28 protein-coding genes are annotated in these 24741 nt (G+C 42.7%); 4 read left to right on the forward strand and 24 right to left on the reverse strand.

The window, feature by feature from the left end; genetic code table 11:
- Positions 1–8: 8 nt before the first annotated feature.
- Complete coding sequence (locus tag PNUC_RS08365; protein ID WP_011903442.1) at positions 9–410, reverse strand: thiol-disulfide oxidoreductase DCC family protein; 402 nt, start codon at positions 408–410, stop codon at positions 9–11.
- Between the two features lie 61 nt (positions 411–471).
- Here PNUC_RS08365 and PNUC_RS08370 point away from each other — a divergent pair, with 61 nt between their 5' ends.
- On the forward strand, positions 472–1167 hold the full coding sequence (locus PNUC_RS08370) for an SDR family NAD(P)-dependent oxidoreductase (RefSeq protein WP_011903443.1): 696 nt from the start codon (positions 472–474) through the stop codon (positions 1165–1167).
- 22 nt (positions 1168–1189) lie between these two features.
- Here the strand turns inward: PNUC_RS08370 and PNUC_RS10865 are convergent, their stop codons facing one another.
- The 3 genes from PNUC_RS10865 to PNUC_RS08380 are packed head-to-tail and all read right to left on the reverse strand — an operon-like array spanning position 1190 to position 3161.
- Positions 1190–1351: a DUF2256 domain-containing protein gene (locus PNUC_RS10865; RefSeq protein WP_011903444.1), complete on the reverse strand. Its 162-nt coding sequence runs from the start codon at positions 1349–1351 to the stop codon at positions 1190–1192.
- Positions 1352–1359: 8 nt separating this feature from the next.
- Positions 1360–2895: a cryptochrome/photolyase family protein gene (locus tag PNUC_RS08375; RefSeq protein ID WP_011903445.1), complete on the reverse strand. Its 1536-nt coding sequence runs from the start codon at positions 2893–2895 to the stop codon at positions 1360–1362.
- On the reverse strand, positions 2892–3161 hold the full coding sequence (locus PNUC_RS08380) for a TIGR03643 family protein (protein WP_011903446.1): 270 nt from the start codon (positions 3159–3161) through the stop codon (positions 2892–2894). Before PNUC_RS08380 ends, PNUC_RS08375 begins: the two co-directional genes overlap by 4 nt.
- A gap of 140 nt (positions 3162–3301) precedes the next feature.
- Here PNUC_RS08380 and PNUC_RS08385 point away from each other — a divergent pair, with 140 nt between their 5' ends.
- A complete protein-coding gene (locus PNUC_RS08385) occupies positions 3302–3604 on the forward strand; it encodes an HNH endonuclease signature motif containing protein (RefSeq protein ID WP_227717082.1) in 303 nt (100 codons plus the stop codon).
- Between the two features lie 98 nt (positions 3605–3702).
- Here PNUC_RS08385 and scpB read toward each other — a convergent pair whose 3' ends face one another.
- The 12 genes from scpB to PNUC_RS08440 form a co-directional block, all read right to left on the reverse strand.
- Positions 3703–4518, reverse strand: coding sequence for a methylmalonyl-CoA decarboxylase (scpB, locus tag PNUC_RS08390; RefSeq protein WP_011903448.1), 816 nt, complete (start codon positions 4516–4518; stop codon positions 3703–3705).
- Entirely contained in the window at positions 4515–5675 is a 1161-nt protein-coding gene (locus PNUC_RS08395; RefSeq protein ID WP_011903449.1) for a CaiB/BaiF CoA transferase family protein, read from the reverse strand. Before PNUC_RS08395 ends, scpB begins: the two co-directional genes overlap by 4 nt.
- Before the next feature lie 129 nt (positions 5676–5804).
- Positions 5805–7070 (reverse strand): threonine/serine exporter family protein, encoded by a 1266-nt coding sequence (locus PNUC_RS08400; protein ID WP_011903450.1) that lies wholly within the window; start codon positions 7068–7070, stop codon positions 5805–5807.
- Between the two features lie 25 nt (positions 7071–7095).
- Positions 7096–7227, reverse strand: a complete 132-nt coding sequence (locus PNUC_RS11205) for a DUF2474 family protein (RefSeq protein ID WP_080512738.1) — start codon at positions 7225–7227, stop codon at positions 7096–7098.
- Positions 7224–8210 carry a cytochrome d ubiquinol oxidase subunit II gene (cydB, locus tag PNUC_RS08405; protein ID WP_011903451.1) on the reverse strand — a complete coding sequence of 329 codons (987 nt, stop codon included), beginning with the start codon at positions 8208–8210 and terminating at the stop codon, positions 7224–7226. Before cydB ends, PNUC_RS11205 begins: the two co-directional genes overlap by 4 nt.
- Positions 8200–9654: a cytochrome ubiquinol oxidase subunit I gene (locus PNUC_RS08410; protein ID WP_011903452.1), complete on the reverse strand. Its 1455-nt coding sequence runs from the start codon at positions 9652–9654 to the stop codon at positions 8200–8202. Before PNUC_RS08410 ends, cydB begins: the two co-directional genes overlap by 11 nt.
- 31 nt (positions 9655–9685) lie before the next feature.
- Positions 9686–11188, reverse strand: coding sequence for a malate dehydrogenase (quinone) (gene mqo, locus PNUC_RS08415; RefSeq protein ID WP_201721433.1), 1503 nt, complete (start codon positions 11186–11188; stop codon positions 9686–9688).
- A gap of 15 nt (positions 11189–11203) precedes the next feature.
- On the reverse strand, positions 11204–11584 hold the full coding sequence (locus tag PNUC_RS08420; protein ID WP_011903454.1) for a cupin domain-containing protein: 381 nt from the start codon (positions 11582–11584) through the stop codon (positions 11204–11206).
- A gap of 39 nt (positions 11585–11623) precedes the next feature.
- Complete coding sequence (locus PNUC_RS08425; protein WP_011903455.1) at positions 11624–13081, reverse strand: class II fumarate hydratase; 1458 nt, start codon at positions 13079–13081, stop codon at positions 11624–11626.
- Positions 13082–13328: 247 nt separating this feature from the next.
- Positions 13329–14021, reverse strand: a complete 693-nt coding sequence (locus tag PNUC_RS08430; protein WP_011903456.1) for a CDP-diacylglycerol diphosphatase — start codon at positions 14019–14021, stop codon at positions 13329–13331.
- Entirely contained in the window at positions 14021–14263 is a 243-nt protein-coding gene (locus PNUC_RS08435; RefSeq protein ID WP_011903457.1) for a hypothetical protein, read from the reverse strand. Before PNUC_RS08435 ends, PNUC_RS08430 begins: the two co-directional genes overlap by 1 nt.
- 142 nt (positions 14264–14405) lie before the next feature.
- The gene (locus PNUC_RS08440; RefSeq protein ID WP_011903458.1) at positions 14406–15416 is read right to left on the reverse strand and encodes a CorA family divalent cation transporter; all 1011 of its coding nucleotides are present in this window, start codon (positions 15414–15416) and stop codon (positions 14406–14408) included.
- Between the two features lie 58 nt (positions 15417–15474).
- Between PNUC_RS08440 and PNUC_RS08445 the strand changes: the two genes are divergently transcribed.
- Entirely contained in the window at positions 15475–16338 is an 864-nt protein-coding gene (locus tag PNUC_RS08445; protein ID WP_011903459.1) for a hypothetical protein, read from the forward strand.
- A gap of 557 nt (positions 16339–16895) precedes the next feature.
- Here the strand turns inward: PNUC_RS08445 and PNUC_RS08450 are convergent.
- From PNUC_RS08450 to PNUC_RS08465, 4 genes are all read right to left on the reverse strand, one after another.
- Entirely contained in the window at positions 16896–17375 is a 480-nt protein-coding gene (locus PNUC_RS08450; RefSeq protein ID WP_011903460.1) for a hypothetical protein, read from the reverse strand.
- A 264-nt stretch (positions 17376–17639) separates the two neighbouring features.
- The gene (locus PNUC_RS08455; protein ID WP_011903461.1) at positions 17640–19508 is read right to left on the reverse strand and encodes a carbon-nitrogen hydrolase family protein; all 1869 of its coding nucleotides are present in this window, start codon (positions 19506–19508) and stop codon (positions 17640–17642) included.
- A 209-nt stretch (positions 19509–19717) separates the two neighbouring features.
- Positions 19718–20146 carry a DUF2244 domain-containing protein gene (locus tag PNUC_RS08460; RefSeq protein ID WP_011903462.1) on the reverse strand — a complete coding sequence of 143 codons (429 nt, stop codon included), beginning with the start codon at positions 20144–20146 and terminating at the stop codon, positions 19718–19720.
- 111 nt (positions 20147–20257) lie between these two features.
- A complete protein-coding gene (locus PNUC_RS08465; protein ID WP_011903463.1) occupies positions 20258–20791 on the reverse strand; it encodes a superoxide dismutase family protein in 534 nt (177 codons plus the stop codon).
- Positions 20792–20936: 145 nt separating this feature from the next.
- Here PNUC_RS08465 and PNUC_RS08470 point away from each other — a divergent pair, with 145 nt between their 5' ends.
- Positions 20937–21518, forward strand: a complete 582-nt coding sequence (locus PNUC_RS08470; protein ID WP_011903464.1) for a histidine phosphatase family protein — start codon at positions 20937–20939, stop codon at positions 21516–21518.
- A 150-nt stretch (positions 21519–21668) separates the two neighbouring features.
- On the opposite strand, the gene PNUC_RS08475 is transcribed toward PNUC_RS08470, so the two are convergent.
- The 4 genes from PNUC_RS08475 to otnI form a co-directional block, all read right to left on the reverse strand.
- A complete protein-coding gene (locus tag PNUC_RS08475) occupies positions 21669–22268 on the reverse strand; it encodes a copper-binding protein (RefSeq protein ID WP_011903465.1) in 600 nt (199 codons plus the stop codon).
- Positions 22269–22443: 175 nt separating this feature from the next.
- Positions 22444–23334, reverse strand: coding sequence for a methylglyoxal synthase (locus tag PNUC_RS08480; RefSeq protein WP_011903466.1), 891 nt, complete (start codon positions 23332–23334; stop codon positions 22444–22446).
- A 17-nt stretch (positions 23335–23351) separates the two neighbouring features.
- On the reverse strand, positions 23352–23930 hold the full coding sequence (locus tag PNUC_RS08485) for a DJ-1/PfpI family protein (protein ID WP_011903467.1): 579 nt from the start codon (positions 23928–23930) through the stop codon (positions 23352–23354).
- 29 nt (positions 23931–23959) lie between these two features.
- A complete protein-coding gene (gene otnI, locus PNUC_RS08490; RefSeq protein ID WP_011903468.1) occupies positions 23960–24736 on the reverse strand; it encodes a 2-oxo-tetronate isomerase in 777 nt (258 codons plus the stop codon).
- Positions 24737–24741 lie beyond the last annotated feature (5 nt).

The raw sequence follows: 24741 nt of genomic DNA on the forward strand, positions 1-24741 counted from the left end.
ATGACGCTCTACTTAGCTCTCGCTTTAACCAAACGCAAGACCCCTGGCCCAAGCACTCGAGAAATTGCATGACGATTTTTGGCAAAGACTTGATATCCGAATTGAAGAAAGGGTTGCAAATCTTTTCTAGAAAATAGCCAGGCTAAAGCAGGAAGGTTGGCGCGTCGATAGGCCTCAGGAAATACTGCCGCCCCTTGAATTAAGACTCCATCAGAATATTGACCATACATAGCAGCTAAAGCCTGTTCACATGAAACTCCCACAACTGTAGGATCGAAACGATCTGAGTTGATATCAACAAAGTTGAGTAGGCCAGCTTGGTTGCGTCCTGTGAGAAACAAAATTTCTGCCTGGCACAAAGGGCATGCGCCATCGTAATACAGGGTCAGTTTTTGTAAATCATGGGTCATCAAGCAAGTGTAAGACTTATTCACTAAACTGGCTGACAGGTCATTAAATGAATTCACTCACTTGAAAATACTTCCCAAACCCTTTCGCGCTTTAGTGATCGGCTCTTCTGGCACGATTGGATTGGCCTTTATGGAGTTACTTAAAAATAACCCCTCCTGCTCAGGGGTTGTAGGGGTTCATCGTCATTCCGAGCATCCGCTGGATTATCAGAATCCTGAATCTATTAAAAGTTGTGCTGAGGCTCTAGCTAGCCAAGGACCATTTCAACTCATCATTAATACGATTGGTGTGCTACACAGCGGTGAGTGGATGCCAGAAAAGAAATTGGATGATCTGGGTTTTGAGCCCTTGATGGAGCTCCTCAAAATTAATGCCATTGGGCCAGCTCTCACGATTCGTTATTTCTCCAAACTATTAGATCCTCAACACAGCATTATGGTCACGCTATCCGCCAAGGTTGGCAGCATTGAAGACAATCGATTGGGTGGCTGGTATAGCTACCGAACCTCTAAAGCCGCACTCAATATGCTGATTAAAACCGCTTCAATAGAGCTCGCTCGCACTAAGTCAAAGGTCGCCCTCATTGCCATGCATCCAGGCACTGTCAATTCCAGGCTATCTAAACCATTTCGTGGAGAGCAGATTGGGCGACCAGCGCAAGATGCAGTAGCCGATATGTTTAACGTGATTGAAAATCTTCAACAGGGTGATTCAGGAAGCTTTCTTTCTTATGCTGGTGAAAAATTACCCTGGTAAATAGCAAGGCAATTAGTTATTGCTAAGCCTGGGTCTTAGGTGCCTTTTTACGGCAGGCATCGGAACAGTATTTAACGGATTCCCAGTTTTTGGCCCACGACTTTCTCCAAGGCATTTCCTTTTTGCAGACCACACAAGTCTTGCTAGGAAGAAAACTCTTGTTTCCCTTAAAGGTCACACCCATCAGCACCCCTATAGATCGTCTAAGTGAGTAAGGATCTGATCAGCATGCGCCACAATGTGCCCCTGATCTTCATCACTGATTCTTTTGAGGTTGGCCGTCATTAAGCGTGTACGTGGGCTAGATTCAAACTGAGTTCGATGCTTAATGAGAAAGTTCCAATACAAAGTCGTAATAGGACAAGCATTTTCACCATAGCGGACATCTGGCTTGTACTGACAAGAACCGCAGTAATTACTCATCCGCTTGATGTAGGCACCGCTAGCGATGTAAGGCTTACTAGTGAAGCGACCGCCATTTGCAAACAAAGCCATACCCGCCGTATTGGGTAACTCCACCCATTCAATTGCATCTACATAAATTGCTAAATACCAATCGCAGACTGCGGACGGCAGGATTTCAGCTAAGAGAGCAAAATTGCCTGTCACCATCAGGCGTTGAATGTGATGCGCATAACCGTATTCCAGAGTTTGGCCTATCGCATCTTTCATACAAGCCATCTTGGTTTTGCCATCCCAATACCATTTAGGCAGAGCCCTCTCATGTCCGTAATAGTTATCTTGTGCCATTCCCGGCATATCTAGGTAGTACATCCCCCGGACAAACTCTCTCCATCCCAGAATTTGACGAATGAAACCTTCAACCGTTGATAAATCTAGAGCGTATTTTTTCCAAGCTGTGAGGACGGCAGCAATGACCTCTCGAGGATTGAGCAGTTTGAGATTGAGCGAGCTCGATAGAATTGAATGCCAGCCATAAGGAGTATCAGTCCACATGGCATCTTGATACACGCCAAAGTTGCGTAAACGATATTCCACAAAATAATTTAACGCCTCTAATGCTTGCTCACGATTTACCGGCCAACGAAATGCCTCTAATGATCCCGGGTGTTTTGGGTAGGTCCTCTTAACGAATGCAATCACCTCTTGCGTAATCTCATCTGGCTCAAACAAGACTGGCTCATCAACCATGCCGGGACCTTTTTTAGGGTAGGGCTTACGGTTATCTTGGTCGAAGTTCCATTGACCACCCTCTGGGTTACCCTCAGCATCAACCAATATATTGTGTCTCTTGCGCATTAAGCGGTAAAAGTACTCCAGCCTCAATTCTTTCTTGCCGGCAGTCCAATCTATAAACTCTTGATGTGTACAAAAGAAGTGGTCATCTTCACACATCTCCAGTGAAATCGATAACTCGCTTGCTAATTTTTCTATCTGCTGCTTGAGGCGCCACTCACCAGGCTCAATACAAATCAAGCGCCCAATATTGTCTTGCTGTAACTTTTCTTTTAATGCATCAACAATAGATAAGGGTGTATTTTCGATATAAGTGATCGGGTACTTAAGCGCCCTCAAAGACCGTGCAAAGTGACGCATTGCCGAAAAAAATAAGGCAATCTTGGCTTGGTGTGACCAAACGTACTGCGCCTCATCTATCGACTCCACCATGAACACTTCATCTGTTTCAAAGTTTAATTTTTTAAGTGCAGCACCATTTAGGTCAAGTTGGTCGCCAAGAACTAAGACCAGCCTTTTAGGGGATTTCATTTATTTTTATATTGGGTTGGGCAGTAAGCGCGATCTACTAACTTACTGCGTAAGGCTACATGCTTAGTTGCTCTTCCAGTAACCCGCTTACGCCAGAGTTCAAATGAACCTCTCTTGAGCTCATGGCGCATTAATTGAATCACTTGAGGCTCAGATAATCCAAAAGACTTCTCTATCGCATCAAATGGGGTGCGATCCTCCCAGGCCATTTCTATTAAGCGCGAGATATCTGAAGCAGAGAGTGTTTTGGGTGAGAATTTTGGCACAGTGCAAGTTTAAGACTTATTGAATAAACTCGCATAAGACCTCCATTTTCAAATTACATTCAGTAAAGATTACCCACTTAAGCACCTAGCCCTCCATGATAGGAAAAATTAGACAAAAGCTCATCTCTCGAGAGCCTATCTTGAGCCAGAAATCATTGGTATTAATCTGTCCTATTTGCGATCGCCTGATTCCAGAATCCCAAAAGGATGCTCATCATCTGGTACCCAAATCAAAGGGCGGGAAAATAACTGAATATCTCCACCGTATCTGTCATTGTCAGATTCATGCTCTCTTTACTGAAACTGAGTTAGCTGTGCAATTGAATACTGCAGCAGCCCTTCAGGAACACCCAGAAATGCAGCGATTTATTCAGTGGATTAAAACAAAGCCAAATGACTTTTATGAAAAGTCGAGAAAGAGTGCTCGCTTAAAAGAAAGTTAAGTGCAAAGCTAGGCCTTAAAAGAAAAACCCTCACCATTACTGATGAGGGCTTACTTATCTGGATATTGATGATCCTATATCCTGTTGAGTACTATAGATTACTTACCTGTAAATACAGCTGGGCGTTTTTGTAGGAAGGCTTGAATTCCTTCTGTGTAATCTTTACTGTCATATACCGTACGACGCATCTCTTGGAGCTGTTCAAAAATTTGTGCAGCAATAGGCTGATAGTCAGTGAGAATGCGCAATTGCTCTTTTGCCACTGAAATAGCCAATGGCGCCTTTTTGGTAATTTTTGTAGCGAAATCCGTAGTAAATGCTTCTAGTTCCGCACTCGGGACTAGATGATTCACAATCCCCCACTTGTACGCATCATTACCCTTGATAGGGGCTGCAGTGAAGAACAACTCCTTCACAAGATTAATCGGAAGACGTCCAAGGAAATGCATTAAACCTGTAGTGTTATATGGCAAACCGAGATTTGCAGGCGTGATTGCAAAGCTGCAAGTTTCATCCGCAATAATCATGTCGCAACTCGCCACCAAATCAAAGGCACCGCCCCATACTGATCCATGAACCATGGCAATAACTGGAGCAGGAAAAGCGCGCACAGCTCTCAAGGCTCGCTCGAGAGGATCTGAATACCCCAATGGATCTTGATTGGCCTGAGGTAACTCTTTAATGTCGTGACCAGCAGACCAAACAGTCGCACCCTCAAAAGCGCGCAAAATCACCACTCGAACCTCTTTAGTTTTAAAGTCGTCTAAAGCAGCTATGACTTGATCCAATAGAACTTCACTAAGTGCATTCCGGCGTGTGGAGTTATTGAGGGTAATCGTGCCAATGCTATTGGCAATAGACGCCAACACTAATGCGTCGGAACTTGGTGCCGCCGCGGTAATTGGTGCACTCATTTACCTACTCCAACGAATTCAGCCAAGATAGCCGCACGATTGGCATCCAACTCGGGAGAAGGCCTTAAGGTCACCTCATCTACTGCACCCACTACCTTCACAGGATTACCAGCAGTTTTTACTTTTCCAATGACGGGATCATCTACTTCAATCACCATATTTCGTGCGGCAACTTGTGGATCTGCAATGACATGAGGGACATCGTTAATTGGACCACAAGGAACGCCGACCGTATTTAACGCAACCAACCACTCAGCTACTGTCTTCGCAGCAAGTGTGGTTTCCATTTCTTTTTGTAAGACATCAATATTTTCATGACGCAATTCATTAGTCTTAAAGCGCGCATCCGTTAATAAATCTGGACGAGCCAATGCTTGAGTCATCAAATCAAATAAATGATCATTACCAGCAGCGATCACGATGCTGGCATCTTTTGCAGCGAAGGTTTGGAATGGCGCAATGGAAGGATGGCGAGTGCCTAATGGGCCTGGGATCTCGCCAGTCTTGTCATAAGCGGGAATAGCATCCTCCAAAATGGCAACCTGACAGTCAAGCATGGCGATATCAATTTTTGAGCCTACTTTAGTTACTGTGCGATTGTATAAAGCAGCATTTAAGCCAATGGTTAAATACAATCCTGCAGTGATATCTCCAATAGAAATACCTACGCGAGCAGGAGGTTGATTCGGATAGCCAGTCATACTCAACACGCCGCCCATACCCTGCACCACCATGTCATACGCAGCACGTTTGGAGTAAGGGCCGCTGTCACCAAAACCAGATGCAGCGCCATAAATTAATTTTGGATACTTAGCATGCAAGGTACCCCAACCATAACCTAGCTTTTCCATCGTTCCTGGTCGATAGTTTTCAACCAAGATATCGGCCTTCTCAAGCAACTTCTCAAAAATAGCGCGATCTTCAGGATTTTTTAAATTCAACGCAATACTTTCTTTATTGCAATTGATCGATGCGAAGTACAGTGATTTGCCGTTATGAAATGGTCCAAATGCACGAGAGTCGTCACCTGTTCCCGGAATTTCTACCTTAATCACGCGAGCACCTAAATTAGCTAGGGTCATGGTAGAAAAAGGACCGGCTAGTACTCTAGATAAATCAATAACAGTAACGCCGGAAAGCAAAGAAGAATTAGACATGTTTAAGTTTCACAAAAAGAACTACATTCAGAATTAAATACTATTCTATTGCATTTAATCACAGATTAATAGGGCATGCCTGAGACTCGGCCCCATTAAAAACAAGGGGCTTACGAGATGTAATGAGGGCTAAGAATTAGGCCTTTTGTCCCAAAAGTGGTCAACACACAATTTTGGGAATATCACACCAATAGAAATTGCTATCACGATGACTATGGCCGTAATACCTTGATTGAGGGCCAACAGACTCTCTTGAGCTGAAGCATTGACACCCATTTGATAAAAATTAAATAAGTAATCAGCCATTCTAAAAAGATAAGATCCTGGAATCATTGCGACTACCGAAGAAAATGCTAAGGCTGCAAATGGGAGCTGGGTCTTAGACGCCAGCAAAGCAGCCATCAATCCAGCAACCAAGCTGGCAATAAAGACACCCATGACAACTGAGTAACCATCAACGAAGGCGAGGTAGTAACGAGGTAAAAAAGCAACTGCTCCGATAAAAACGGGAATGATGATATCTCGCCAAGACATAGAGAAGAAGCTGCCATAGGCGGCCACTGCACCACAGACTGCGAGTAAGTAATATGGCAACGGCAAGTCACTGGTGATTGCGTATTGAGTTAAGGACTGGTTATGAGAAACCAGTGAGCTCACTAAACCTATACAGATCACCAATAAAATCGTAATGGCATAAGTCAAGCGTGATTGACCGATCCCCACATTACCACGAGCAATATCAAAAATACCATTGAGCAAATGCGGTCCCGGAACCAAAATCATGCAGGGACAAAGAAAGAGGAAGACGTTTGCTGGAGAAAATTGGTAAGCATGCGCTAGTGAACCAAATACCCCAGTAAAAACGGAGGCCACTAAGACTTGCGAGTAGAGATTAGAAGATACTTTTGCCGTTAATCTTCTCAGTAGCGCACCAATACCAGCACTGAGCATGACCAGCAATAATAGTTTGGGATCTGCCACACCAAAGATCACACCCAGAGAAGCAGCGCCGATAGCAGACATTGCAATAAAGCGAATTAAAGAACATGGGGGGCTTTGATCAACCTCTTTAATTCCCTGGATTGCCTGTTCCAAGGTTAAGGTGCCCGCAATAAATTGGTTAATGACGAGCGTCGCCAACTTCACCTTATTCATTTGCACGCCAGAGGGTTGAATATTTAACATGAGTGTTCGACTGGGCTTGGTAGCATTATTTCCGTCAAGCTCAATAAAAATTCCACCCCATAAGGGAATGACTTCTGACTCATAGCCCAACTTACGAGCAATCAACTGCAAATCATGTACTAATTTTTTAGTAGATTGGCCATTCGTAAAGAGTATTTCAGCGCATGATCGAATCAACTGAAATTCTAGGGGCTCTACTATTGTTTGCACTAGCTATACCTATGTTTAATCAAATTCAGTTTTTGAGTATTGAACGAAGCAATAGGGAAACACTCCCCAGTACAAGAACGCTAAGCGTCCAAATAATACAAAGCCAAGTCACTTGCTTTAAAAGAGTAGGCCTTCCTCTTTTAAGCTTGCTCATCATGCTTTCTCTTCCTTCAAGAACACCCAGTGTGCGTATGTAGTGTAGATCAAAATAATGGGAACCAAAATCAATGTTCCTGGAAGCAAAAATTTCTGGCTCGAGAGCGGAGCTGCAGCCTCCCACAAGGTAATCGTATCAGGAACAACGTATGGAAAAATACTAATTAACAGGCCAATATAAGACAGAAGAAAGATGCTGATGGTAGCCACAAAAGGTACCCAAGTATTTCTTCTATTGACCGCCCGAAAGAGAATGAAAATTGCTGCTGCCAATAATAAGGGAACAGGAAGTACATAAATTGCTTGTGGCCAAGCAAACCACCTACTTAAATAATCTTGTTTAAGGAATGGCGTCCAAAGACTCACTACCCCAACCATTAACACCATCAGAGAGCCCAATACCTTAATCAGTGAGAAAGCTTTATTTTGCAATTCTCCATCTGTCTTCAATACAAGCCAAGTAGCTCCCAGCAGACTATAACCAAGCGCTAAGGCAATCCCAGTCATCACCGAGAAAGGTGTCAACCAATCTAATGGTCCACCCGCATACGCGTGATCAACTACCTGAATACCTTGCACAAGTGCACCTAAGATCATTCCCTGAAAACAGGCTGCCAAGAATGAGCCTACAAAAAATAAACTGTCCCAAATCATGGCGCTTTGTTTGTTCTGCCAACGAAATTCAGATACAACCCCACGAATCACTAGTGAGAGCAACATGCCAATCAGCGGAAGGTAGAGCGCCGGAAAAATAATGGAGTATGCCAAGGGAAAGACGGCAAAAAGACCGCCACCGCCCAAGACTAACCAGGTTTCATTAGCATCCCACAGTCTGACTGAACTAAGCATCTGAGCCCGCTCCTGGTCCGAGCGCATGAGTGGAATCAATATACCTACACCTAAGTCATAACCATCAAAAATAATGTAGGCCAAAACAACAAAGGCGAGCAATCCACCCCAAATTAAAGTGATATCAAGATTCATGTGAATCTCCCTTGCCTACATTTTGCAAATACGATCCATACACTGCATTTTTTGATTGGGTAACTGGAGTCGAGGCAAGCTCACTACCAGCTGGACCTTGATTCATTAATCTTAAGATGTAATACACCCCAATGCCAAAGAGTACAAAATACACCGTAATGAATGCCACTAGCGTTGTACCAACGGTTGCAGCATTTAAGAGTGAATGTGATTGAGTGGTATGCAACAAGTTATAAACGGTATAAGGCTGTCTCCCAACTTCAGTAACAACCCAGCCAGATAACACGGCAATAAAACCTGCGGGACCCATGACTAATGCGTACTTTAAAAACCAGGTTTTTTCGTAAAGTGTTTTTTTATGTCGCAGCCACAAGCTCCACATTCCTAAAATAAACATCATTACACCGAGCCCGACCATGATTCGAAAAGCAAAGAATGGCAATGCCATTGGAGGAGTTTCATCCCTAGGCCAGGTATCCATACCTAAGATTTCACCATCTAGTGAATGAGTCAAAATAATGCTGCCTAAGTAAGGAATCTCTAAGGCGTAATCCATTTTTCTATTTTTGTCATCCGGAATGCCAAATATCATCAGTCCGGCAGGCTTTGCATCTTCGTAATGCCCTTCAATTGCTGCAATTTTCTTAGGTTGATATTTAAATGTATTAAGACCATGCTGATCACCCGCCTCCATTTGCATCGGAACAAGGATGGCAAGAATCCACAAGGCCATAGAAAACATCAGGCAGACTGCTTGACGTGAGCCTTGGGTAAATGTTCCAGCAGCAGACCCAACAGCGGATTTATTTAACCTCAATAAATGTAAAGCCCCAACAGAAGCAATAACTAAGGCTGTAGATATATAGGCCGCAAAGACCATGTGCACTAACCGATACACAAAAGACGGATTGAAAATGATTTTGATCCAGTCCTCGGGAACAAATTGACCAGCCGCATTGATTGAGTAACCTGCTGGCGTTTGCATCCAGCTATTGACCGAAAGAATCCAAAACGCCGAAATAAATGTACCAATTGCCACCATTAAGGTTGCAAAGAAATGAATCTTAGGGCCAACGCGCTCTCTACCAAAAAGCATTACCCCTAAAAATCCAGCCTCTAAAAAGAAGGCTGTCATCACTTCATATCCCATTAGAGGGCCAATGATAGGTCCAGCCTTAAATGAAAACACACTCCAGTTGGTGCCAAATTCATAACTCATGACCAAGCCTGAAACCACCCCCATCACAAAGGCAACTGCGAATATCTTGATCCAGTAATTAAAAAGATCTAGGTAGACATTCTTTTGGGAATAGAGGTGCAGCCCATTCAAAAGTGCGAGATAGCTTGCTAGTCCGATTGAAAATGCAGGAAAAATAATATGGAATCCCACGGTAAATGCAAATTGCATGCGTGCAAGCATGACTGCATCAAAAAATTCCATCATTTATTTTCTTTATTAAAATTCACTCGTCGCCTTAAGGAATGTAATGCAGGCCTAATATCGGGGCAGTTTCTGCTCGGACTTTATTGCAAAGCGCAGCGTTCGTAATTAAAGAATCACCATACGATTCAATGATGCTTTGCATCTTCTGCTTCCAGTCGCTTGGCAATAACCCAGTAGGTTCCATCCTATTAATCACATTAATCATGATGAAGACTGCTGTTGATGCACCCGGTGATGCGCCAAGTAAAGCCACAATGGATGAATCAGCAGACTCAACGATTTCAGTGCCGAACTCCAAAATGCCAATCTTTGCTTTATCTTTTTTGATAATTTGTACGCGTTGACCAGCTACCTCGAGATACCAATTTTTTGGATTGACGTTTGGATAAAACTCTCTGAGCACATCAAAGTGCTCCTTCTTAGTTAGCAGGACTTGCTGAACTAGATATTTAACCAATCCAAAATTTGTCAGCCCTACAGCGATCAATGGCAGGATGTTTCCAGGGCGAATAGACTTTATTAAGTCAAAGTAGGAGCCAGTTTTAAGAAACTTGGTCGAGAAACCAGCATAGGGGCCAAAAAGCACTGAGCGCTTGCCATCGATAATGCGTGTGTCCATATGCGGAACAGACATTGGTGGCGAGCCCACAGCCGCCATTCCATACACCTTAGCTTCGTGCTGGCTCACAATTTCCTGATCATCGCAGCGCAACCAAATTCCACTGACTGGGAATCCTGCATAGCCATCAGACTCAGGAATACCCGATTCTTGTAACAATGTTAACGTTGCACCGCCAGCACCTAGGAAGACAAACTTGGCTTTCACATAACGCGTATTACCAGTTTTTTGATTAACTATAGTCAGACACCAACGACCATCTGCCTCACGCTTTAAATGCGTAACCTTCTCCAAGAATGAAGCCTTGAATCCGCTTAAAGATTTTAAGTAGTTCATTAAATTTTTAGTCAATGAGCCATAGCTAACATCGGCACCTGTAATGATTCGAGTAGCAGCAATCTTTTCTTTTGGGTCTCTACCCTGAATGACCAATGGCACCCATTGTGCAATCTGCTTAGGATCCTCTGAATACTCCATGCCATGAAAGCAGTGATGAGCACTCATTGCTGCATGGCGCTTCTTCAGAAAGCTGACATGCTCGTCACCCTGAACAAAACTCATATGTGGCACTGGATTAATAAAGGAGGATGGATCTTTGATCGCGCCCTTCTTAACTAGGTAAGACCAAAATTGTCTAGAGAGATCAAATTCAACATTCACCTCCAACGCTTTAGAGATATTAACTGTGCCATCTGGCTCTAAGGGCGTGTAATTTAGTTCACAGTTAGCAGCATGTCCTGTACCTGCATTATTCCAGCTACCAGAGCTTTCAAGTGCCTCACTGGCCAAGGTCTCTACCAATTCAATGGATAGATTTGGATTAATCTCTTTTAGAAATACGCCCAGAGTGGTGCTCATAATGCCAGCACCTACTAATGCGCAATCCACTTCGGTCATATTATTCTGATTACTCAAGTGGTGCCTCTTTATTTAATTTTTGATGAAGGCAAGATCGCCATCAGTTTCTAAAATGACATACGCGCGTCGCCAAGGATCGTCGCCAATCAATTTCCAAGAATGTCCCGGGCCAGTAACATCTTCAGCCAATAAAATATCGCCCGGCGTGATAACAACGTGCTCATCCACCTTATTCCAAAAATCTAGGGTGCCACGTAAAGTAATCACGAATTGTTTCGCTGGCGCATTGTGCCATTGCAAAGACTCTCCCGCTTTTGTCTCAGCAAACGAAATACTCTTGGTTGAAAATTTGTCTGAAAGAAAATTGACTGTACCGCCATCTTTAAGAGCAATACGACCTTCTTCAAAACGTGAGATGCCTTCCGCATCAGTCCACAAGCGAATACAACGCATTGTTTATCTCCTTTGATTCAATAAATACTGTTTTAACAATTAGCTTTTGACGTCAGCCGAGCCCGGATGAGTCATATTGATAGGAATAACTACCTTATCGTATAAGTCTTCTGTTACACCATTGGCCAGGGCCGCTTGTTTGAGTGACAAGCCTTTATCGATCGCGTAATGAGCAATGAGTGAGGCCTGGTCATATCCAATGATTGGGGAGAGCGCAGTAACCATCATGACTGAATTTTCAATATTTTTTTTGAGTTGTGCTTCATTCAATTCCGCACCCTCAATCATGAATTCTCTTAAATGATCACACATATCCGCCATGATTAAGGCAGAGTGTAGATAGTTATTGATGATGACAGGACGGAATGCATTGAGCTCAAAATTACCTTCAGCACCAGCCATTTGAACGGCAACGTCAGATCCCATAATCTGAATACAGACCATCAGCATCGCCTCAGCTTGGGTTGGATTCACTTTGCCCGGCATGATAGATGAGCCCGGTTCATTTGATGGGAAATTAATTTCCATCAACCCGGTTCTTGGGCCGGAACCTAACCAACGAAGGTCATTAGCAATCTTAAATAAGCTGACTGCCGCTGATTTAAGTGCAGCATGGGCTCTGACCATGCGATCCAGAGTGCCCTGTGCAGTAAATTTATTAGGGGCAGTTTGAATGTTGTACCCAGTCAACTTACTAAGTACCTTGGCAACATCCTCACCAAAACCAACGGGTGCATTCAAGCCAGTGCCTACAGCAGTTCCGCCCATCGCCACAGCGAGCAATCCATCAACCGCTTGCTTAATATCAGCAATCGCATCATCGAGTGCGCCAACATAACCAGACCATTCTTGGCCGACTGTTAGTGGCGTTGCATCTTCTAAATGGGTGCGCCCAATCTTGACTACTTGATCCCATTGCTTTGCTTTTTTATCAATCGCATCACGCAATCCCTTAAGCGCAGGAAGGGTCTTATCAACAGTCATCTTGTATGCGGCAATATGCATCGCAGTTGGGAAGGTATCGTTACTTGACTGGCCCATGTTTACATGATCGTTCGGATGAATCGGGGCTTGAGAACCCAATTTGCCACCAACCAATTGAATGCAGCGATTAGAAATCACTTCATTCACATTCATGTTCGATTGCGTACCTGACCCGGTTTGCCATACATATAACGGGAACTCACTATTTAAAGATCCGCTAATTACTTCATCGCTCACCTTTTGAATCAGATCGCCCTTCCACTTTGGCAGTCTTCCGGCCTCAGTATTTACGATGGCGGCTGCTTTTTTGACATAACCATAGGCCTGATAAACCTCTTTAGGCATCAAGTCATTACCGATATTAAAGTGATGTAAGCTGCGCTCGGTTTGGGCGCCCCAATAGCGATTTGCTGGAGCATCTACATTACCCAGGCTATCGAATTCTTGCCGTACGCCAGTAGCGCTTAAACCAATAGGTAAATCGAGGATTTTTGGGATGACTTCATCATTCATAATTATTTCCGCTAGTTATATATAGTGCGTGTCTCGTAAGTCCTTGCCCTGCAAGTGGTACAGCAAAGGACATTAATCCCCATAATATACGGGTTAAAAATACATAAGTTATGTGAATCCCATTAACCACTGCAGCATCAAAATGGTGCAATTATTAGCCCTTGGCCATTTAACCTTATGCTCTAACTTATTTAATTCGAGGTAATCATCATGATGAATTTACCCAGGTAAAGCTTAGTTTGCATGATTATTTACTGCAATTCCAAACCGTGAATGCAGCTTCAGGGCTCTTAGGGGTTACCACCACAATATATTGGTCCTTAGACTCTCTAGCGACCAATATCCCATAATCAGGTAAACCCTGAGAAACGGCAATCTTTTGAGATGTACTCCATACCCGATCTAAGTTTTGAATGTATGCGTGAGGATAATTTACAAAGTCTGATCGTGCATTTTTTTTCAAAGTAAGAATATGCACATGGAGTTGATTCTGAGTTCTCTCTGACTTTGGATTTACTACTAATGCAAGTGAGTCTGATTCAATACGCTCTAAACCTATACCCCAAGCGAATTGCCATATCCCCTCCTCTCGATTTACATCCTCAACACCTGTAATTATGTCTCTTGGTATGGCTAGCCCATGTACGAAATCAGAGGGGCATCCGCACATCTTAATGTCTCTTATGGCTGCATATTTCTGATTGAGGGTCCAAACTTCATTCGTGCTTTTGCATTCATTAATATTGCTACATCCCCCATCTGCTCTCGGCAACATGCAATTAGCACAGTAATTAGCCTTTGATGGATCAACACACTGAGTAACAATATGTAACAGAATGTCACCTTTTGCAACATTAAGTGGAGCAGCCTGAGAAGGTCCGCCAAAGACAAGTGCTAAAAAGAATAAGGCTTTAGCCCACACTTTTTTGCCATTCAGCATCAATTCTGCTCCACCATCCTCAAGTCAATTAATAGTTCTGACTCAGCATCAGCCAATTCTGCAAACTCTACCGCATTCATTTGATCATCAAAAGAGAGCTGCGCAAAGCGATCTGCGGCAACATAATTATTCTCTCGATAATTATCTAAGGCCAATAACTGGTTCCAGGCGGCCTTTTGAAAATATTCTGCGGCCATTCTTCTTAAAGATATGATTTTTTCATTTGTATCTTGATCTAGCATTTTGACCTCCTTGAATTTAGCCAGTATTGATTTTCAACTTGATCATCCACTCTTCAAGTTACATCTTCATGACCTCTAAATTATCGGAAGCTTATTGCTCACCCTAATTTTTTCAAAGTATTCCGGCGAGGGGAATTAGGGTTTAAATAATTTTTTTGTACTTGAGGCCTGCATAGACAAGGCCACCACAAGCAGCCATGAGCATCATCACCCCATAAAAAGAGCCTTTAAGTCCAGGCAAATCTTCCATATTCATTCCCATAATTCCCGTTAGTAGAGTCATTGGGAGAAATATGACAGTCATGATGGACAAAACTTGTAAGTTACGGGCATTAAATTCTGCTACGTGCGCAGCCTGCTCATCCTGCAATACCTTCGCCCTGTCATAGAGATTAGAAATATCTTGAACTAAAAAGGATAGTAGATCTAAATCATCACTCAGTCTCGTTTTATCTTGAGCCGAGAACCAATAAGGCAAGTGTTTTTGTAATCGATGAAGCGCAACTAACTCAGGCGCAAACTGACGTCGTAAGCGACTGCAATGAATGCGAATTCGACCTAAATTTTCATGTTCTGGAATTTCACGGCCCTTTAATAATAATTCCTCTAAATCGTCCATCTTTTCAGATAGGCGTATTAGCAAAGTCCTTAGGTATTCAGCTCGTAAATCGATCAATTCATGAAATAACTCGATTGCAGAGTGTGGGTGTAATTGCCCATCTCTAAGGTCGGCCCTTAATTTATCCGTGGTGTTGAGTGGCTTATTTCTTAGCGAGATCATCAATCTCGGAGTCAGGATGGCCCATAAGGTGCCTAATGTTGCCTCACCCTCTTTGACACCAAATTCTTGGTGAAAATCATTCATCACCATTAATAAACAATCGTCTAACTTTTCAATTCTTTCCAAACGACTTCGGGTCACCCCCTCATGAATCATCTCTACAACACGCTCAGGGATCAGGGGTGTTTTATCAAGCCAGCGTTGAACTTGGGAATGGGCTAAATTGAGGTGCAACCAGATAGATTGCTGGGAATCATCTAATTTTTCCGTAATCTGATCCAAGGGAATTTCATAGTTCTCGCCCGAACTGGTCATTGCCCAAGCAAAAACTACGCCATCAATCGGAAAAGAATTCAGTGTTAGATCGCTCATAGGTGGGTATTGTAAGGGCAGACATCAGACTGTCATAAGAGCAATTTAAGGTAATGGCTTGAAATCCCCTATCGCCCTCCAATTGTTTAAATACATACTGCTTCTGCTTTTTCTTATTTCAACATCTGCAGTTGCCTTTGAACCATTAAATACAGATGATGCGGGTACTGTAGAGGCAGGCAGAAATCAAATAGAGCAATATTTTTTCTCTATTAATCGGCATGGCAATACAAGCGCCACTCCAACTGATATTGTTACTCCGGGTGAGGAATACTCTGGACAGGATAGCGCTAAAGCATTTCCATTTACGTATACCAGGGGTCTTACCAAAACCCTAGAGGCTTCTATTGCTACAACTTACTACACCCAGCCCACCGGAAATTACACTAGATTTTCAAACTCAATGATTGGACTTAAATGGCGTTTTTTAGAAGATCAAGAAAATCATTACGCTCTAGCCGTTAAACCCACTCTCATTTTTCCAGCTAGTCAGCAGCAGCAAGTTAATGGACTAGGATCTGCAGCCTTGAATTATGGAGTCAACTTCATAGCCTCTCGTTATTGGGAGTCACTTGAAGTGCATGTGAATCTGTCTTATATGCATTCACCCTACAACACCAATTATGCAGTTGGACAAAGTATGGATCTTAATCGCACCAATATACTATTGATGTCTTTTGCGCCTGTCTTAACACTCTGGCCTGGGGTGAAGGTCGCTCTAGACATTGGCGCTACTACCAACCCACCAATACCCGAGCAATATTTAAATACTTACGGGCTTGTTGCACTCATTCTTTCTCCGACTGAAGATATAGATATTGGCCTTTCAGCTATGAGGAGTGCCGCTAATTATGGGACGGTTTTATCTGCTAATGACACCAATGCGACACGCACGGAAATCGGTGTGACTTGGCGTTTTTAATGGCAAGTAACTGCTGACATATTAATAACTTTGTTAGGTAGATATTTATTCACGCAAGTCTTTGGCGGGAATTAACTAAGCTCCTTCCAAAGACTTGGCAATTTTTAGTCTAACTTCCAAGCAAATGCTTGGTGTAACGCTTTGCATAAGCAATTCTTGCTTCGTACCATGTCTGCCAAACAATTAATAAGTATTTTTGAATGCTTTTCATAACTAGCCCTGTGATTAAGGGTGGATTAGGACTTAGAACTTTTTGAGATCTAAGCAATGGTTGCCTATGAAGGCATACTTAGCAGACTCACAACCAGTAAAGAGCTGCCGGGAACCCCTTCATAGACATCACTTACTTTGCGCTTAAATAGTTACAACAATAAGTCAAATTTTAAATAATAGAATTAATTTGATGTACCAGTCGTGTAGTCGTATACAGGCTTAGAGTTCATTTTGCTATCTTTAAACGCGACACTATTAATCGTATCGAGTTCTTGAGTTACTTTTCATTTGCCTCGCCAAGAACATCGCGTATTTGAAGCTTAGCTACCTGTGTTAAACCCGAATCATTCCGTTGATTTGTTTTCAGCATCCAGGAACTTATTTAACGAATTCAGCATGCTAATAATCGAGGATGATGCCCATGCAAATGAAAAGAGTCCTGAAAATGCCATAAAAGCCGGAGTCAGATGCCATCCACCAGGCATTGAACTGGGGAAATCACCCAAAGTTGTATAGCTACTTGCACTCAGACGAATTGAAGTAAACCAATCAGGGGTAACTCCAACCAATAATATGGCTGCAGCCCAAATCACAATGGAAGCTAATTGAGTAAGTGCAAGTAACTGCGTACAGAGAATAAAGAAAAAGGTTGCTCGAATCATAGAGGGATTAGGACGCTGTCCAACATTCGCCCTAAAGAATCTAATAGTCCACCCGTACGCAAAGCCATCGAATCCCAATACTATGCCAATCATAAAAATGCCGAACGCAGTTTGAGGAATTGCATTCTGAAAAACAAAATCAATGGCTGAGATGGATGACATATATGTATGTGAAGTAAATTTACTTGGTGATGAATGTAAGTTAAAGAGCTAATTCAGATAAGAAACATTCTAATATATATGTCTAGAAAGCCAGAATGCAGACCCGCCCTCATCTGCAAAAATTACTTCTGAGGAAACGAGGCCAATAAAAACAAAAAGGAGTCTAGAAAATAATCCTAGACCTCTTTTGCAAATCTACTTATTCACTGAGACACACTTCAAGATAAATAGGCCTCGCAATTAGCAAGGCCCATCATCACCAATCTATTTGTAGATACCTTTGCAAACAATAGGGCTTGATGAGTTCTGCTGCCATTCCTTAAGGCAATCATTATCTTTGCTTAGAGTTAAAGGGAGTGCCGCTGACCAGATTCTTTCCACAACCTTCTGCTGTTGATTGGTCCAAAGATTCAGATTTTGGTTGGTTGCAAAAACAACCTGATGAGCAACTTCTTTATCTTTAGGCGCAATATTTGGTGGGTAGAAACCCTCTTCAGGAACCAGCGAGTACAGGGCACTTTGCCCAATATCACCATGAGCGCCATTGACATAGTTGGCAACCAGGGTAAATGCTTGAGAATGCTGCGCCATTGAGAACCAAATGAACATACCTTTATTAGATTCTTCTGCTATTAAGCCCTTAGGAATCTTGACATCCCCGCCATACTCTTTTTGGTTATAGGCTACTGGGACGAGCAGTAAATTGGCGCGCTTTAACATGTACATATCAGTGACTTCTGGAATACGCACCTCGTCATTGAGCACTACAGCAATGCGTCCGATCGAAGAATTGAAAACAGGCAATTCATTACCGGCAGTTGCCCATGTCTTTTCAATGTCATTGAGATGCGATTTTCTATAAAGACCAATTTGTTTACCCGTGTAATCAAAGAGGATAGCGGTTTCATAATATTTTCCGTCAGTGATTTCAGGCATACTAAATAGTAGGTTCACCTGAAATTTCTTTGCCAAGCTTGATGCGATGTTATAACTCTTGCCATTCAAAGGCTCCGCAAACTTGCTAACATTTTCTTTGGTGATTTTTTCATTACCGATGAATGAGTTAAATGGTAAAACGGCTAGATTGATACCTTGACCTAAAATTTTCTCGTTAATCAGCCTTTCAACTACTTTAGAGTTCTCTTCTACAGCGCCTGTTTTTGGCTCATACTGAACCAATACCGCTGAAACCTGTGCAGATATATTATTCACATTGCCGTCATGTGTTGGTCTATAAAAGTTGTAGTCCGCGTAGAGTTCGGGGCGACGATTTTTTAACCAAAAATCACGCTGAGGATTGGGTTTGCTTGTATTAATTGTGGCGTATACGACTTTAGGCTGCTGAGGATCTGTGAAGTTTGTAACTGATGCGGACACCAGTACATTTCCCTGCGCATCCCAAACAGAGGAACCCCCAGGGCCTATTAAATCTTTGCCTCCCACTGTATCGACTCCACTAGAGTCAGCAGCAACCACGTTAATCCCAATCCAACCTGGCAATGTAGCCATTGAGCCTATAGTGGTGTGGTTATCAGCTCCAGGGCTATATAAAGATGCAGTTGGATAGGCGATGATGTCTGCATTTCTAAGGGCTGGTAATAACAATGACTGCAATTGGCTGTCGTCATAACAAACTAGTAATGCAATTTTTCCAATCGGTGTATTAAAAACTGGAAACCCAATATTGCCAGGGGCTCTGAAAAGGTTATCGTCACCAACAGCTAACTGGTGTTTACGGTAATTTCCAGAAAAACCATTTGGACCCACTATCGCGGCGGAGTTGTAAGCTACTCCAGTTTTAGGATCCAACTCAATATAGCCCCAAGCAATATAGGTATTGTATTTTTGGGCAACTTGACCAAAAGCTGCAGTAGCCTTCCCCGGAAAAGTATCTACGTTTGGGCCAGCCTGCTCTAGAGTCATATAAAGAAAGCCGGTGCTAGCCATTTCAGGAAAAACAATGAGCTTGGCTCCATTTTTGGCCGCATCTGCTGATATGTCAGCCATCTTAGGAATGTTATAGGCCATATCCTTCGAGTGGAAAGAAACGGATGCCACTTTAATTTCCGCAGCAAAAGCTGTTGAAAGATTTAAAGCCACTAATGCGAAGCAGAAATAAAGTATCTTTTTCATTTGATGAAGCCCATCTCAATAAAGGTTAACAAACAATATAGACTGGTTTTACCGCTTGCGATGCTGAAAATAATTGCAGATCAAGCTACTCAGTAATTAAATTAATTACAAAACGCATAACATTATAAGAAATAAATTAGCGAGATAAATACTCTTTTAACCTCTAGCGCTGGGCTCTCTCTTATTTTAATAGCCGCAGTATGAATTCATCATCCTAGATGGGGGCGTATAGAGGCAATTAAAGCCATCTGCTGCTCGTGTCTTATAAACTGGCCAAGTTCAACTCGTAAATTAGATTGGATGATGTGGAATGTTTTGGAGCCGGCAATCGGCGGCTCGATTTTTGCCCATCGTGAATTGAATTCATATATGGTTTCTTTGTATCCAATAAATTTCTTAACAATTAACCGTGTGCCATCAATTTCAATGGTTTCACAATCAAGCGCGTGCCTGCAGTAAATTAAAAAACCAAGCGTTACCGCGCTTAACTCTATTGCTGTAAAAATCGGGATCACCCAAACGCCAGCCAAAAAGAAACCTGTAGCTACCACTAAAGAAAGACAGACTAATGCGATATAAAACTGTAGAAGCTGCTTTGGAGTCAAAGCGCAGTTTCTTCGCATTTGCCAACGTTTCATATTTAAGAGGACTGCATGAGAATGATTGGGAACTTCATAATGATCTCGCCCCCATCAATATAAGGATAAGGGTGAGGATTTTCTTAAAACAGATTAACAATGACTCTGAAATTACTTAATCACTCCACAGGCAATTCTTGGGCCAGAGTTACCTGCAGGCTGGGTTTTGTAATCGTCCGGATCTTTATGTACAACAACTGCGCGGCCGACAATTCCATTGGATCCTGTGTTCACTGCAAAACCATGTAACTTGGCTGCATATACTGCGTTACCATTTGCATCCGATTTAATGTTGGGCATATCTCCAGCATGATTCATGCCGCTATCAGGTACGCCATGCATTTTTGTTTCTGGATTGAAATGTCCACCTGCGCTCGTAGCATCAGGCGCAGAGCAGTCTCCCTTTTCGTGAACGTGAATTCCTTGCTCAGAATTAGGCTTGAGGCCAGAGAACTTTCCATTAATCAAAACATCATTCTCTTGCCATACAAAATTAACCTCGCCCTTTGCCTGAGATCCTGACTTTGACTCTAGGCTTGCACTTGCTTTTTGACCGGTGCCTTGCTCCATAGATTGGCAAGCAAGTAATGAAAGTACTCCCACAGCGGTTAATGCGATCAATAACTGTTTTTGATTCATGCCCATAGCTAACTCCTTGAGTTTGGATTTGGTATTGCAACGAGTTCAGTTTGACACAATTTAATCAGCTCTGTTTACCCAAGATTCAATCGAGAATGTGTGCTGCAAGAAAGCTTAATCTTGAATACACTCATGCAAATATCTAAAAACCATGAAACTCATTAGGATAATCACCCCTCTAGTAGTAGGTGCTTTAATTGGCCTACTTTCCCCCTCTGCGAATGCAAGCCTCACTAGCGACTTAACTGATGGGCAGCATGTTTTACTCATGCGTCATGCTGATGCACCAGGATACGGCGATCCTAAAGGTTATCAGCTAGACAAGTGCTCAACCCAAAGAAATTTGGGGGAGCTTGGCAAGAGGCAGTCAGTTTTGATAGGCGAGTGGTTAAGTGGTCAGGGCATTACTTCAGCAAAGGTGATGAGTAGTCCCTGGTGTCGCTGTCTTGATACAGCAAAACTACTTAATAAGGGAACGGCCACCATTTCACCCGCTCTCGGGTCTTTCTTTGACGATATGAGTCTAGAAAAACAACAAACGCAGGATTTAGAAAAACTCATTCAATCTCAGCTCAATAGCAACCCAAAAGTACCGCTGATTCTAGTCACTCATCATGTCAACATTCAAGCCTATACCGGAAAAGTAGTCGATGTTGGTGATATGGTTTTAGTGAAGGTCGACAAGAATGGAAAATATCTCTCACATCAACTCTATCCCAGTCCAAAGTCTTAATTAAGGCAATCCAAAAGACAAAACCCCCATCACTTCTGATGAGGGTTTCTTCGGACTTACTTCCTGAGTCAATGCTACATACTTATTAAACTTTATAAGTGCAGTTTAGATTTATGTAGATTTAAATTGCAGCAGCTAAACGTAAATACATTACTTTGCTGGAGCAGCAGTTACTTGGATTGCTACAGCCTCGGTATAAGTAGCGTCAACCTGATCACCTACTTTGATCTTTTGTAACACAGCTGGATCCTTCACTTTGAGCTCTACTGTGCGATTAGGGCCTTTTAAAGTCACCATCTGGGTCTTTTGATCAACTTTGGTTACATTGGCAGTCAGCGTAACTGTTCTTTCCATTGCACCAGCTGGTTTGCTACCAGGGGCGGCACGTACGGATTCTTCTGCAACAATAGGTTGACCTAATTTGCCGCCATTAACAGACTTGTGCAAATCTAAGGCCAATGCCTGTACATAAGTCAGGGTTACCAAATCCCCTGCTTTAATTTGATCAAAATTTCTGACTTGTGGCCCTAGAGATAATGAAACTTCTTTGCCTTGCTCACCAACAACAACTACGCTACGGTTTTGTTTATCGATTGACTTCACCTTGCCTTGAATTTGAATACCATCTGCAGCTGCAACTTCATTAGGTCCCTTAGCTACTACCGCCCCAACTTGAGGTGCGTTTTGAGCGATTGCTAAATATGGCAATGAAAGAATGGTTGCTGCGATAGGAATAATGAACTTTTTCATAATGCTCCTTAGTGTTTCTTTAGTTATTTATAAAAAACTACATTAATTACTATATATCTATTAAAGTCAGCAGGGAAGATTCTATCTAAGTAATTGATTTCATTGACGATAGAGAAGCATTCAAAAAAATACCACCCGAAGGTGGTATTAAGTCAGGGGACAGCAACTTTTAGCCTTATGCCCTCTGGGATAGAAGGCTTAACCAACGATCTGCGCTCTTATTATCGCTATTGCAAGATGCAAAGTCAGTTACAACACGTGCCGCTCTTTCGAGAAGCTGAATATCTGCTTCATGTTGCCTTGCAACGTGGGGGTCTTCTAAAAATAGAATTCGCCCACACTTTCTATCTAGAACTAATTCTGCAATCTGGGCATCACCGCCCATGGGACCACTTAAACACGGAGTTACCCAACCTTCTCCATCTTTGCTACCCTTAATTTGCTTAGCCAGTTCATTAAGTAATCCACCAGTCGTGCCAGTGGCATAGCGCACCTTGAAACGGTCGAGTAAATCAAAATGCTTTTCAGCTAACCTCAACATTTCTGGCTTCATTGCATCATGTGCAATTAATGCTATTCCTTGATTCTCATAAGCAAAATATGGATCTAGATCTTTTGTCTTTTTCCCAGTCAAATTCATAGACTCAAGCTCTATCCACTCCCTTGCCCCAGCTAAAGTAGATAAAAATGGTTTGCCGTGAATGACACACTGACGCTTTAATGCAACTGCTTCAGGAAAAGCAGATGAAGGGTCGACAGGATCCATCAGGTAAATAATTGCATTCAACGCTTTATTGGGATCTGGGTCTACCACCCTTGATACTAGGCGCATCAAGCCACCATCATGACCATAAGGAAGGCGTTCGATATCAGCGTAATCAGGCAATAAATCATAAATCTTCATCGCATCCATCGTTCTACCAACTACCGAGAAATGGGGTTTCAGAGTTTCGGTGATTGATGCCTTTGAACCGTTCAAGAGTTGAATCAGGGTGGCATCTTCAGAGTCTTGATGCGCCCTATTTGCAACTAGGCCGATTCGATAGTTTGGAACTTCATTAACCATTACTGCGTATCACCCTATTAAGTAATTTTGGTTCCAAGCAACACTAAGAACTGTGCCAACCACTTTGGATGTGCCGGCCATGCAGGAGCAGTAACAAAATGTCCGTCGGTAATCGCATCATCAACATTAATGTTGGCGTACTCCGCACCTGCTAACGTGACTTCAGCAGCGCAGGCAGGATAGGCGGAAATCTTTTTACCCTTAATCACATCGGCGGCAGTTAATAACTGAGCGCCATGACAAATTGCCGCAATGGGCTTCTTAGCTTTATCAAATTCTTGAATTACCTCTAGAACCTTAGGTGTCATGCGAAGATATTCTGGCGCTCTACCGCCCGCAATCATCAGTGCATCATAGTTGGCAACTTTGACATCATCAAATGCAGCATTGAGTGTAAATAAGTGGCCTGGCTTTTCAGTGTAAGTTTGATCACCTTCAAAATCATGAATAGCCGTTTTTATGGTATCCCCAGCTTTTTTCCCAGGGCAAACTGCATGAACGGTATGCCCAACCATTTGCATTGCCTGAAAAGGCACCATTGTTTCGTAGTCTTCAGCAAAATCACCAGTTAAAAACAAAATCTTCTTGGAATTCATTTAATCCTCTTGTATGCAAACCTATTAAATTACTTTGCTGCTTTAAACCAAGCCAAACCATCCTCAGTTTTTCCCTTAGGCCGATATTCACAACCTATCCAACCCTGATAACCCATCTCATCGAGCATCTTAAAAATGAATGGGAAATTCACTTCACCATCATCCGGCTCATTTCTATTGGGAACACTGGCAATTTGAGTATGTCCAATATCGTTAAAGAACTTTTTAAATGTCATTGCCAAATCACCCTCCATAATTTGAGCATGATAAAAGTCCATCTGCACCTTCACGTTGGGTTCCCCACACTCTGCGCGAAGTTCGTGTGCTTGAGCCTGGGTATTGAGGAAGTACCCAGGCATATCGCGTGTATTGATTGGCTCAAGCAATAGATTGAGCTTGTGCTTAGCCAGTTCTTTGGCAGCAAATTTCATATTTGCGAGATAAGTCTTGCGATATAGAGCCAAATCAGAGCTTGAAGGTATTAAGCCAGCCATCATATGCACTTGAGGGGTGCCTAGAGCCAAGGCATATTCAATTGCTTTTGTAACACCAGCTCGGAACTCATCTTCGCGACCAGGCAAAGCAGCAATGCCACGTTCCCCCGCAGCCCAATCTCCTGGAGGAAGATTAAAAAGAATGTTCTTTAGATTATTTTCTTTTAACCACTGAGCAACCTCAGTAGGTGCATAGTCGTAGGGAAATAAAAACTCAACGGCTTCAAATCCTGCTTTTGCAGCAGCGGTAAAACGAGCTGGAAATTCATGCTCATTAAACATCATGGTCAAATTCGCAGCAAACTTTGGCATAGTAA

The sequence above is a fragment of the Polynucleobacter asymbioticus QLW-P1DMWA-1 genome (assembly GCF_000016345.1).
Lineage (GTDB): Bacteria > Pseudomonadota > Gammaproteobacteria > Burkholderiales > Burkholderiaceae > Polynucleobacter > Polynucleobacter asymbioticus.

Bases quoted from the DNA above. Each gene is read 5' to 3' on its own strand.
- PNUC_RS08365 (WP_011903442.1), bottom strand. From the start codon at position 410: ATGACCCATGATTTACAAAAACTGACCCTGTATTACGATGGCGCATGC.
- PNUC_RS10865 (WP_011903444.1), bottom strand. From the start codon at position 1,351: ATGGGTGTGACCTTTAAGGGAAACAAGAGTTTTCTTCCTAGCAAGACT.
- PNUC_RS08375 (WP_011903445.1), bottom strand. From the start codon at position 2,895: ATGAAATCCCCTAAAAGGCTGGTCTTAGTTCTTGGCGACCAACTTGAC.
- scpB (WP_011903448.1), bottom strand. From the start codon at position 4,518: ATGAGTGCACCAATTACCGCGGCGGCACCAAGTTCCGACGCATTAGTG.
- PNUC_RS08395 (WP_011903449.1), bottom strand. From the start codon at position 5,675: ATGTCTAATTCTTCTTTGCTTTCCGGCGTTACTGTTATTGATTTATCT.
- PNUC_RS11205 (WP_080512738.1), bottom strand. From the start codon at position 7,227: ATGATGAGCAAGCTTAAAAGAGGAAGGCCTACTCTTTTAAAGCAAGTG.
- cydB (WP_011903451.1), bottom strand. From the start codon at position 8,210: ATGAATCTTGATATCACTTTAATTTGGGGTGGATTGCTCGCCTTTGTT.
- PNUC_RS08410 (WP_011903452.1), bottom strand. From the start codon at position 9,654: ATGATGGAATTTTTTGATGCAGTCATGCTTGCACGCATGCAATTTGCA.
- PNUC_RS08420 (WP_011903454.1), bottom strand. From the start codon at position 11,584: ATGCGTTGTATTCGCTTGTGGACTGATGCGGAAGGCATCTCACGTTTT.
- PNUC_RS08425 (WP_011903455.1), bottom strand. From the start codon at position 13,081: ATGAATGATGAAGTCATCCCAAAAATCCTCGATTTACCTATTGGTTTA.
- PNUC_RS08430 (WP_011903456.1), bottom strand. From the start codon at position 14,021: ATGCTGAATGGCAAAAAAGTGTGGGCTAAAGCCTTATTCTTTTTAGCA.
- PNUC_RS08435 (WP_011903457.1), bottom strand. From the start codon at position 14,263: ATGCTAGATCAAGATACAAATGAAAAAATCATATCTTTAAGAAGAATG.
- PNUC_RS08440 (WP_011903458.1), bottom strand. From the start codon at position 15,416: ATGAGCGATCTAACACTGAATTCTTTTCCGATTGATGGCGTAGTTTTT.
- PNUC_RS08450 (WP_011903460.1), bottom strand. From the start codon at position 17,375: ATGTCATCCATCTCAGCCATTGATTTTGTTTTTCAGAATGCAATTCCT.
- PNUC_RS08455 (WP_011903461.1), bottom strand. From the start codon at position 19,508: ATGAAAAAGATACTTTATTTCTGCTTCGCATTAGTGGCTTTAAATCTT.
- PNUC_RS08460 (WP_011903462.1), bottom strand. From the start codon at position 20,146: ATGAAACGTTGGCAAATGCGAAGAAACTGCGCTTTGACTCCAAAGCAG.
- PNUC_RS08465 (WP_011903463.1), bottom strand. From the start codon at position 20,791: ATGGGCATGAATCAAAAACAGTTATTGATCGCATTAACCGCTGTGGGA.
- PNUC_RS08470 (WP_011903464.1), top strand. From the start codon at position 20,937: ATGAAACTCATTAGGATAATCACCCCTCTAGTAGTAGGTGCTTTAATT.
- PNUC_RS08475 (WP_011903465.1), bottom strand. From the start codon at position 22,268: ATGAAAAAGTTCATTATTCCTATCGCAGCAACCATTCTTTCATTGCCA.
- PNUC_RS08480 (WP_011903466.1), bottom strand. From the start codon at position 23,334: ATGGTTAATGAAGTTCCAAACTATCGAATCGGCCTAGTTGCAAATAGG.
- PNUC_RS08485 (WP_011903467.1), bottom strand. From the start codon at position 23,930: ATGAATTCCAAGAAGATTTTGTTTTTAACTGGTGATTTTGCTGAAGAC.
- otnI (WP_011903468.1), bottom strand. From the start codon at position 24,736: ATGCCAAAGTTTGCTGCGAATTTGACCATGATGTTTAATGAGCATGAA.